The sequence below is a fragment of the Paracoccus sp. SM22M-07 genome (assembly GCF_001887735.1).
Classification (GTDB): domain Bacteria; phylum Pseudomonadota; class Alphaproteobacteria; order Rhodobacterales; family Rhodobacteraceae; genus Paracoccus.
Genome location: NZ_JPKW01000020.1, coordinates 17,986 through 28,100 on the forward strand (window position 1 = coordinate 17,986; position 10,115 = coordinate 28,100).

A 10,115-nucleotide genomic window follows, 5' to 3' on the forward strand; every position below is an offset into this window, starting at 1 on the left:
GCCTCAATGTTCCAGCTTCAAGAGAAACCTAAAATAGAAACGGAGACATATCATGGGATATGGCCGCTTTTTCGCGATGATCGCGACCTCCACTATCGTCATGTATGGACTGATGTATCTCAATACCTACTCGATTGATCACATCGCGTTTTCGCAGACCCGCATGTGGATGGCGATTTACATGGGATCGGTCATGGCGGTCATCATGCTCGCCTTCATGTTGGGCATGTATTCCGATCGGAAGAAAAACATTGCGATCTTCGTCGGTGCCGGTTTTGCATTTGTTCTGTCCCTCTGGCTGGTGCGAAGCCAGGAGACGGTCGAGGATCTTGCCTGGATGAAGGCAATGATCCCTCACCATTCCATCGCTATCCTGACCAGTGAGCGCGCGGATATTTCCGATCCAAGGGTCCGGGACCTTGCTGACGCGATCATCGATGCGCAGCGCAACGAGATCGAAGAAATGAAAAGGTACATCGCCGATATCGAGGCGAATGGCGACGCTCCCGCAGGCACTCGCCGCGTCGAGGCTAACTGAAGCACTCAAATGAGGGTGTCACTCGCCGGGCATCGTAGATGGAAGAAAATCAGTAGAAAGTTGGCAGGACATGGATCACGATCATCATCATCACGCGTCGCCAGACATCCCTGCGGGGACCGAGACGGCAAAGGACCCGGTCTGCGGGATGACGGTTGCGGTCAAGCCTGACGGACGTCGAGCGGTGTTTGGAGACAAGACGTTTCATTTCTGCTCGGAGAAATGCAAGGCCAGGTTCAAGGCAGATCCTTGGTTCTACGCCTCTGGCCGCGCAGCTGGAAAAAAGAAGGCTGCTCCGGCCAACGCTCAGTATACCTGTCCGATGCATCCCGAGATTGTCCGTGATGTGCCGGGCGACTGCCCGATCTGCGGGATGGCGCTCGAACCGATGCTGCCCTCGGACGAGCCAAGCGAGGAACTGACCGACTTCACACGGCGCATGTGGATTTCAGCCGCCGCCGCAGTGCCGCTGATCATCCTGACAATGGGCGAATTGGTCGCTTTGCCGGTGCGGGACTGGATTGGTCATCAGGTCGCAAGCTATCTCGAATTCGCTCTGGCGACGCCAATCATCCTCTGGGCCGCTTTGCCATTCTTCAGGCGTGGTTGGGATTCACTTTTGAACCGATCACCGAACATGTGGACGTTGATCAGTCTTGGCGTGGGCGCGGCCTATCTCTATTCGCTCGTCGCGACTTTCCTGCCCGGCGTATTTCCCGATGCCTACCGAATGGGTCATGGTGTCGGCACCTACTACGAGGCGGCCGTGGTGATCGTGGCTTTGGTCTTCGTGGGTCAGGTTCTGGAATTGCGGGCACGAGAACGCACTGGGGATGCTATTCGAGCGCTGCTCGATCTCGCACCAAAGACCGCGCGGCGTATCCTGCCGGATGGCTCGGAATATGACGCGCCTTTGGAAAACATCATGGAAGGTGACCGGCTCCGCGTGCGCCCGGGCGATGCGGTGCCGGTGGACGGCATAGTGATCGAGGGCCGCTCATCCCTGGACGAGAGCATGCTGACCGGCGAGTCGATGCCGGTGGAGAAAAGTTCAGGCGATGCAGTGACCGGGGCCACGATCAACAAGAACGGCAGCCTCGTGATCGAAGCGGGCAAGGTCGGCGCCGACACGGTTCTTGCGCAGATCGTGGCGATGGTCTCGAACGCGCGGCGGTCCCGCGCACCGATCCAGGGGATGGCCGATCGGGTCTCGGCAGTGTTCGTGCCAACGGTGGTCGGTATCGCAATCTTCGCCTTCGTCGTCTGGCTGATTTTCGGCCCCGAGCCCTCGCTGGTCTTTGCCATCGCCTCGGCCGTGTCAGTGCTGATCATCGCCTGCCCCTGCGCCCTTGGGTTGGCCACGCCGATTTCGATCACCACCGCGGCAGGGCGCGGCGCACAGGCCGGTGTGCTGATCAAGGATGCCGAGGCGCTGGAGCGGATGGCGGGGGTTGATACACTGATTGTCGACAAGACCGGTACGCTGACCATGGGCAAGCCGAAGCTGACGGATACCGTGGCACTCGCGGATGTGGCCGAAGCGGACTTGCTGTCACTGGCGGCAGCGCTTGAGCGCGGCTCGGAACACCCGCTGGCCGAGGCAATCGTGGAGGGCGCAGAGGCGCAGGGTGCCGTGCGGCAAGAAGCGTTGGATTTTGAGGCTGTCACCGGCAAAGGCGTGCGCGGCACGGTTGGCGGACGGGCAGTGGCGCTCGGCAACGCGGCGATGATGCAGGAGATGGGACTGGACACGGGCGCAGCCGAAGCGAAGGCAAACACCCTGCGCGCCGAGGGCAAGACGGCAATGTTCATCGCTGTCGATGGTGCCCTGGCCGGCATCGTGGCGGTCGCTGACCCAATCAAGGAAAGTACCGCGCAAGCGATCCGCGAACTCCACGTACAGGGGCTACGTGTCATCATGGCGACGGGTGATAACGAGCGGACGGCACAGGCGGTGGCGAGCAAGCTGGGCATTGACGAGGTACGGGCAGGCGTTCTTCCAGAGGCCAAAAAAGACCTGATCGATCAGTTGCGCCGCGAGGGTCACAAGATCGCCATGGCAGGTGACGGGGTGAACGACGCGCCTGCGCTGGCCGCTGCCGATGTCGGCATCGCCATGGGCACGGGCGCTGACGTGGCCATGGAGAGTGCCGGGATAACCCTTCTGGGTGGTGACCTGATGGGCATCGTCCGAGCCCGCAAGCTGGCGCGGGCGACGTTGCGCAACATCAAGCAGAACCTGTTTTTTGCCTTCGCCTACAATGCATTTGGCGTGCCGATCGCGGCGGGTCTGCTTTACCCCGTCACCGGCCTTCTGCTCTCGCCAATGATCGCAGCGGCGGCGATGAGCCTGTCCTCCGTCTCGGTTATCACCAACGCCCTCCGCCTGCGGCGGGTTGATCTCTAAGAAAACAAAAAGGAGAAACAAATGACGACGTTCAATATTCCTAATATGAGCTGCGGCCACTGCAAGGCAACGGTCGAAAAGACCATCCATGCTATCGACCCCGAGGCTCAGATAGAGTTCGATATGGCGTCACGAAAGATCACTTTGGACAGCCGAGCTCACCCTGACAACGTTCAGACGGCATTGGCCTCAGCCGGATATCCAGCCACCTTGGCTTAAAGTTAAGGGGTGTCCGCACATGATCGAGCACATGAAATCCCAGAACGACACTGGCAGCGAATGCTGACGGAAGAAAGGTCCCACCTGTACGCTTGGTGCCGGCAGGGCAAGAGCACCCGCCGTGACAGGGATTCCCCACACGGTACGAAATTCCTGCTGTCGCGTAGCCTTTAATTATGAGATGAGGAATCCAATGAAATCAACGGCTGTTCTTTGCCCTTAAATATGAGATTTTGCCTTTAATTTAGATATTTTTGCCCTTAAACCTGCGACAGGGTTCACAGTCATGTGCGGCAAGTATCGATGGATGATGATGGCGAAGCCTCCGTTGCAGTTGGTGCTGAGGAAGCGCGCAGGGCGGCCGTTCTGCGTCCGCTTGTTCAAGCATATCTCAAAGGAACGGGCAGTCTGGAAAGTGGCATCAATGACGCCGTTTGGGAGCTTGGTGTCAGCAGGGCGACGGTCTGGCGCTGGATAAAGCGGCTGGCAGAAGAGGGTGGGCGCACCAGCGCGCTGGCTCCGCGGAAACGGGGCCGCCCGACCGGGACGATCTTGATATCCGGCAAAGTTGAATCGGTGATCGAAGAGCATCTTCGGCGATATTTCTTGCGCCGGGAGCGTTCGAGCCTCTCGCGCGTCGTGATTGAGATCCGCAGCGCATGCTGGCAGCAGGGCTTGCAACCGCCGACACGGCGGACGGTTCAACGTCGTCTGGATGCAATGGATGCCCGCGAAGTTGCCAAGGCACGAGAGGGGGCAAAGGCAGCCCGCCAGAAATTCGCGGCCGTCATAGGCGAGAATAAGGCCAGTCAGCCACTAGAGGTCGTGCAAATCGACCATACACCTGCCGACATCATTCTCGTTGACAGTTTTGAGCGCCAACCAATTGGCCGGCCTTGGGTCACGCTGGCGATCGACATCGCAACGCGGTTGGTAACGGGATATTACACCTCTCTCGAGGCACCTTCGCGTCTGTCAGTGGCGCTTTGCCTGACACAGGCGGTGGCCCCCAAGGCGGAACTTCTGGCGGACTTGGCGTGCAATATTCCGTGGCCCGCACAAGGCAAACCGCGGAGCATCCATGTCGACAATGGCCGCGATTTCCAGTCGCATACCTTTCGGACGGCATGTGCGGAATGGGGGATCGATCTGGTCCATCGACCGCCGGGAAGTCCTCACTTTGGGGGGCACATCGAACGGTTGATCGGGACGATGATGGGGGCCGTTCACCTTTTGCCGGGAACAACGCAATCCTCAATCGCGGCTAAGGGCGACTATGACGCCGAAGGCATGGCCACGATGACCTTGAGCGAATTCGATCGCTGGTTTGCCCTGGAAATCTGCCGTTACAATAACAAAATTCATTCAAGTCTTGGCTGCACACCTATTGCCAAATGGGAAGCGCTCTCAGAGCAAATGACGTGTGACATCCCCTTTGAGATGGAAGCCTTTCAGGTGAGCTTCCTGCCGAGCGAACTGCGCAAGATCAGGCGTGACGGCATCCATCTGTTCCAGATACGGTATTGGTCGGATGCCCTTGTAGCTCACATTGGGCGCGGGGATGGAACGGCGGTAGTCCGCTACGATCCTCGCGATATCTCAATGATCTGGGTCGAATTGGAAGATGGCCGATATGTTGAGGCGCGGTACAGGAACCTGGAAATTCCGCCCGTGTCGCTCTGGGAGTATCGCGAAGCCATGAGGAAGGCCCGTGCCCTTGGCAAGTCAGGGTCTAATGAACTGGTCCTGGCTGAGCTGATCCGACAGCAACGCCAGATCGAAGCCGAAAGCCGTGGCCTGACGAAGGCCGCACGCCGGTCCCGTGAAAGAAAAGGGACATTGGAGGGCACCAGCTCGGCCGTCTCGTCAACCGAAGGGCTCCGCGAGATCGATACGGGTGATACATCGCGCCCATTGTTCAAGGTTGAGAGATGGTGAATTGAGGGCAGGGACAACTGAAGAAGACGGCCGGATCGCCCTCATTCAATCGGATATCTGGATCGGCTTTCCACGGGCGGAACAGGTGTTGGACCGCTTGCAGGGCATGATCGAAGCACCACGACAAACCCGTATGCCTGGGCTTCTTGTGCATGGCGCCTCCGGGATCGGAAAGACGATGATTGCCCGAAACCTGTCGCGCAAGTACGCACCGGAATACGATCCGGCGTCGGGCATCACCCGCACACCGCTTCTGCTGTTGCAAGCGCCGCCCGCACCTGATGAACGGCGGTTTTACCTGCACATCCTGGCCGCCGTCGGCGCCCCGGCGACGGCACTGAGCGCCCGCGCTCAAAATGTGGCTTCCCTCGAAGTCCGTGTCATCGCGCTCTTGCGCGACCTTGGCCTGCGGATGATCATGATCGACGAGGTGCACAACCTTTTGGCCGGGACCCACCGCGAACAGCGCCGCTTTCTCAATGTTCTGCGGTATCTCAGCAATGAACTCGAGGTGTCGTTGGTCTGCCTCGGCGTCAGCGAGGCCCTCGATGCCATCCGTGGTGATATCCAGCTTGCCAGGCGGTTGGATGAACATCACCTCCCGAACTGGCGCGACGATGCCGAGTTCTCCGACATGATCCAGACGCTCATCGCGGCAATGCCCCTCGAGAAGAAAACCAATCTGAAGGTCAAGTCGCTCAAGCAGATACTTGCACTGACCGGCGGGGTGACCTCGCGCATCTTCGCCTTGATCAAGGATCTTGCCATCGACGCCATTGTCACAGGCGATGAATGTATCACTGATGACGCGATCGCAAAATGGACGCCGGTTTGGTCGCGCCATGCGAACGCTCATCGGCGGCTCGAGAAGACTGCGCTGTGACGCCGCGACCGCTGCCAAAGACTGTCGTACCGCTTCCAGACGAGTTGTTGTCAGGTTGGCTGTCTCGGTTGGCTGCGGCCAACTACTGTGATGACGCCGAACTGCTGGCTCATATCGAAATCGATACCACGTATGGCACCGCGTTGGACTTCAGCATCGACGCGGCTGCGGCAGAGAAGATTGCGAGCGCTGCACGTGTCGCCCCAGATGTCGTGCGGTCTTTGACCTTTCCGGCCATGACGCCACGAGAAGCATCGCTGACGGCCCAGATGCCATTCCAGCATTGTCGGCAATGCTCCCGAGAGGGCCTTTCGCTCAGGCATTGGAGGCGGGCCTGGGCATTCGACTGTCAGGTTTGCGGGACGAGACTTGTGCAGACCCTTGGCAAAACAGGTGACGAACAAATACCCGACAAACTGATTTACCGAGCGCGCCGCGGGGCAGGGATGCTTGAGTGCGCCGCGCGATCACGCAGCCCCAAGCAACTTCGGCGCGCAATGCGCGCGGTCACCTTTGCCATGTCACTTAAGGGCTGCCACGGGGGGCCGTTGTTTGCTCTTCAGAGCCACAAACCGGAAGTGAGGCTGTTTTGCCTTGCTGCCATTGATGCAGCCCAATCTCGTCCACTGATCAAAGCCGCCATCTCAAGCTCCGGCATCGACGACTATGAAAAGGTTGCTCTTTTGCGCACTTTCGAGAAGGAGCCACGTCTGCTTGCCGCAGTTGACCACATTGCGCAAAGACGGGCGAGAAGCACAGGCCCAAAGATAGCCGAGTCTCGCAATTAAGGACAAAACTTGACGCTCAATGCGCCATGTCTCAGATTTAAGGGCAAAGCGACACCGGGACTGGCCAAGAAGGACCCACCCTGCGTGCCGCCGGGTCTGGCAAAGAACGGTGTAAGTTATGACGAATGGGCGTCCTATGACGATGACCGCTATGACGATCTTTGGATTGAACGGCGAGAAGAATGGCTGCGCCGCGATCGTGAGATCGATCCGAACCCCGATCTGCTGTTATTGCAATCCGACGAGATCGAGATGCTCTATGATCTGGACCCTGCACCCGAAGGCCAGCGCTATGGGCTGATCGACGGGATGCCCGTGTTGCTGGATGATCAAGATTACAGATCACTTCTGTTGGTGAATCAAATGGCCAGGGTGACTGATCGCATGGTTGGTGCTCCGGTCGCTCCTACGGCGGCGCTGACACAGGATGAATTGGTGGATTTCTACCGCCTGCCTCGTCCCGGTGCGGATCAAAATTATGCGGTCGTGAACGGCCAGCTGGTCGAGTTGAACGACTCGGATTATGAACTTCTTCAATTGATCCGCGTCGCGCGGGCCATCTTGTAACTGTCGAATTGCCCAATAACTAGCTGTTTGGTCCTACGGTTTTATGGTTCGATCCTTTCTCAAGCTTGGTCCATAATGCTTCTTTTCATTCCTAAAAGGAAGCCGCACCCGCAAACCGTAGGGGCAAATGTCTAAACGATCGTACGCTTCATGACCGCTATTTGTTCCATGAGACCAGCGAGTTGCAGCAATCCCTCTTCCAGCACTGCCTTGTCGGGGGCGATGCCGAGCGACAGACGCACGGCCTGAGCTGAACTTGAGGTCAAGGCAAAAGCCGAGGCAGGAACGATCGAAACGCCTGCTGCTTCAGCATGTTTGGCAAAGTCGCCTGCCTGCCATCCATCCGGTAAAGAGAGCCAGAGATGATGGCCGTCGGGATCTGCCGTGAACCGGTGTCCCGAGAACACCTGCGCGGCAAGCCCTTGACGGATGCGATTTTCCGTTCTTATCGCCTGCGTGATGTCCCCAACCACGCCATCCCTGATCCACCGGCTTGCGACGGCCGTCAGGACCGGAGGGGCCATCAGGATCGTCGCGCGCAACACGGACGCCAGGCGCATGGTGTCGGCGGCGTTAGGGGCGATGACATAAGCCACGCGCAAAGCCGGTGTCACGCATTTGGAAAGGGTCGCCAGATGCCATGTCAGTTCCGGGGCCAGATCGGCGAATGCGGTGACGTGATCCGTCTTCAGCGGCGCATAGGGATCGTCCTCGATGATCTGGACGCCGTAGCGCCGGGCAATCTGGACGATCTGTTGTCTGCGCGTTTCGGGCATTGTCACAGCCGTCGGATTGTCGATCGTGGGGACGACATACAAAGCCTTGGGCGGTGATCTTCGGCACAGCCGATCAAGATCGTCGGGCATCAGGCCGTCCCGATCCATGCTGATCGGTTCGATGACGGCACCACATTGCGCGCCCGCGGCCAACAGGCCGGGATAGGTGAGCGCACCGGCAGCAAGGCTGTCGCCGGGCGACAGCAACAGCTTGCAAAGGGCGAACAAAGCCGATTGCGCGCCAGCTGCGATGGTGATGCGATCCGCTTCCGCGCCACTCATCCGCGATGATAGCCACTGGGCGGCAGCTTGCCGGTCGGCGGGGGCGCCTGCACTGTCCTGGTAATGAAGACTGAGACCTCCCCTGGGCCCCGACAGGACCGCATTCATCGTTTGCGAAAGCAGTTTTCGGAAATCGATGGAAAGGGGCTGTGGGGGAATATTCATGCTCAGATCCAGAAGGGGCGGCGGCAAGGTCGTACCCGCATGGTCGGGATCCTCGCGCACGAAAGTTCCACGTCCGACCTGTGCCGCGATCAGGCCACGGCGGCGGGCCTCGTTGAAGGCCCGCGTCACTGTGGTCAGATCCACCTCTAGCACTTCGGCGATGGCACGCTGCGCGGGTAACCGTTCGCCCGGCAACAGGATGCCGCGGCGTATGTCTTCCTCCAGCCCTTCTACGATACCGAGATACTTCAGGGGCGCTTCAGCGATGGTGCGGGGCTTCCACATGTCAAACCTTTCGCGGTGATGGCCAAAAATGAAGAGGTATTTTCAGCTAATGTATGGCCATACAAAAAAGTTCAAGTCCTAACCCATCCAGACGTCACGCCTTGACCGTGTATGATGGGAATTGCCATTAAATATAATAGATAAAGAAAGTGATTGCGCGCTGGCATCGATACGTGCCGGTCGCATGATGCCTCTTGCCAAAAGTGTCGACCGGCCAATCGTATTGAAATTACCCTTGCATTGTATGGACTATAGCCATACATAAATGCCGAGGATTCGAAGCAATCCCTCAGCCATCCGATCAATGTCACGAGGGTCCTGTCATGGACTACACTGAAGCGTTCCAGAATTTTCTGAACCAGATGAAGCTCGAAGGTCGCTATCGGACGTTCATCGAGCTTGAGCGTATCGCAGGCGCCTTTCCCTCTGCGATATGGCATCGGCCTGATGGCACGACGCAGACGGTGACCGTCTGGTGCAGCAACGACTACCTTGGCATGGGTCAACATCCCGACGCTTTGGCGGCCATGCACGATGCCATCGATCTCTCTGGTGCAGGAGCGGGAGGGACGCGGAATATTTCCGGCACGAGTTGCCAGCACGTCGCCCTCGAGGCGGAACTGGCCGAACTGCACGGCAAGGAAGCCGCCTTGGTCTTCACATCGGGCTGGATCAGCAATCTTGCGGCATTGGGAACCCTGGGGCGCGTCCTTCCCGACTGCGCCATTTTTTCCGACGCGCAGAACCACAATTCCATGATCGAGGGGATCCGCAGGTCCGGGGCAGAACGGTTCATCTTTCGCCACAACGACGTTGACCATCTTGATCAGTTGATGGCCAGCATCGACCCCGCGCGCCCCAAGATCGTGGCTTTCGAAAGCGTCTACAGCATGGACGGTGACATCGCGCCGATCGCGCGTATTTGTGACGTTGCGGATAAGCATGGCGCCTTGACCTTTCTGGACGAAGTTCATGCGGTCGGCCTTTACGGCAGATCCGGCGGTGGCATCGCCGAACGCGAAGGACTGTCACATCGTCTCAGCGTGATAGAAGGCACCTTGGCCAAGGCATTCGGCGTGATGGGCGGCTATGTCAGCGGCCCCGTGGCCCTGATCGATGCGATCCGCAGCATGGCTGACAGTTTCATCTTCACCACATCGCTTTGCCCACATCTGGCTGCGGGCGCACTGGCCTCTGTCAGGCAGGTGAGGGCACATCCGGAACAGCGTTTCCGGCAAGCCACCAATGCAAGGGTCCTGCGATCCAT

The 10,115-nt window shown here is 58.7% G+C and carries 9 protein-coding genes; 8 read left to right on the forward strand and 1 reads right to left on the reverse strand.

Going from position 1 to position 10,115, the window contains the following annotated elements; translation table 11 throughout:
* The first annotated feature begins 52 nt into the window (after positions 1 to 52).
* From IE00_RS18020 to IE00_RS18050, 7 genes are all read left to right on the forward strand, one after another.
* Positions 53 to 538, forward strand: a complete 486-nt coding sequence (locus IE00_RS18020; protein ID WP_072298576.1) for a DUF305 domain-containing protein — start codon at positions 53 to 55, stop codon at positions 536 to 538.
* A 70-nt stretch (positions 539 to 608) separates the two neighbouring features.
* On the forward strand, positions 609 to 2,945 hold the full coding sequence (locus IE00_RS18025; protein ID WP_072298577.1) for a heavy metal translocating P-type ATPase: 2,337 nt from the start codon (positions 609 to 611) through the stop codon (positions 2,943 to 2,945).
* Between the two features lie 21 nt (positions 2,946 to 2,966).
* Entirely contained in the window at positions 2,967 to 3,164 is a 198-nt protein-coding gene (locus IE00_RS18030; protein ID WP_072298578.1) for a heavy-metal-associated domain-containing protein, read from the forward strand.
* Positions 3,165 to 3,467: 303 nt separating this feature from the next.
* Entirely contained in the window at positions 3,468 to 5,102 is a 1,635-nt protein-coding gene (locus tag IE00_RS18035; protein ID WP_139291524.1) for a Mu transposase C-terminal domain-containing protein, read from the forward strand.
* Positions 5,089 to 5,985: a TniB family NTP-binding protein gene (locus tag IE00_RS18040; RefSeq protein ID WP_240493999.1), complete on the forward strand. Its 897-nt coding sequence runs from the start codon at positions 5,089 to 5,091 to the stop codon at positions 5,983 to 5,985. The genes IE00_RS18035 and IE00_RS18040 overlap by 14 nt, the downstream gene beginning before the upstream one ends.
* Positions 5,922 to 6,773 carry a TniQ family protein gene (locus IE00_RS18045; RefSeq protein WP_256374831.1) on the forward strand — a complete coding sequence of 284 codons (852 nt, stop codon included), beginning with the start codon at positions 5,922 to 5,924 and terminating at the stop codon, positions 6,771 to 6,773. The genes IE00_RS18040 and IE00_RS18045 overlap by 64 nt, the downstream gene beginning before the upstream one ends.
* 9 nt (positions 6,774 to 6,782) lie before the next feature.
* The gene (locus IE00_RS18050; RefSeq protein ID WP_240494002.1) at positions 6,783 to 7,340 is read left to right on the forward strand and encodes a hypothetical protein; all 558 of its coding nucleotides are present in this window, start codon (positions 6,783 to 6,785) and stop codon (positions 7,338 to 7,340) included.
* A gap of 131 nt (positions 7,341 to 7,471) precedes the next feature.
* Here the strand turns inward: IE00_RS18050 and IE00_RS18055 are convergent, their stop codons facing one another.
* The gene (locus IE00_RS18055; protein WP_072298581.1) at positions 7,472 to 8,848 is read right to left on the reverse strand and encodes a PLP-dependent aminotransferase family protein; all 1,377 of its coding nucleotides are present in this window, start codon (positions 8,846 to 8,848) and stop codon (positions 7,472 to 7,474) included.
* Between the two features lie 323 nt (positions 8,849 to 9,171).
* On the opposite strand from IE00_RS18055, the gene hemA reads away from it, so the two are divergent.
* On the forward strand, positions 9,172 to 10,115 hold a 944-nt coding region (gene hemA / locus IE00_RS18060; RefSeq protein WP_072298582.1), incomplete at its 3' end, for a 5-aminolevulinate synthase.

What these genes read in the sequence shown, in the direction of transcription:
- IE00_RS18055 (WP_072298581.1), bottom strand. Translation starts at nt 8,848, where the DNA reads ATGTGGAAGCCCCGCACCATCGCTGAAGCGCCCCTGAAGTATCTCGGT.
- IE00_RS18020 (WP_072298576.1), top strand. Translation starts at nt 53, where the DNA reads ATGGGATATGGCCGCTTTTTCGCGATGATCGCGACCTCCACTATCGTC.
- IE00_RS18025 (WP_072298577.1), top strand. Translation starts at nt 609, where the DNA reads ATGGATCACGATCATCATCATCACGCGTCGCCAGACATCCCTGCGGGG.
- IE00_RS18035 (WP_139291524.1), top strand. Translation starts at nt 3,468, where the DNA reads ATGGATGATGATGGCGAAGCCTCCGTTGCAGTTGGTGCTGAGGAAGCG.
- IE00_RS18045 (WP_256374831.1), top strand. Translation starts at nt 5,922, where the DNA reads ATGGACGCCGGTTTGGTCGCGCCATGCGAACGCTCATCGGCGGCTCGA.
- IE00_RS18030 (WP_072298578.1), top strand. Translation starts at nt 2,967, where the DNA reads ATGACGACGTTCAATATTCCTAATATGAGCTGCGGCCACTGCAAGGCA.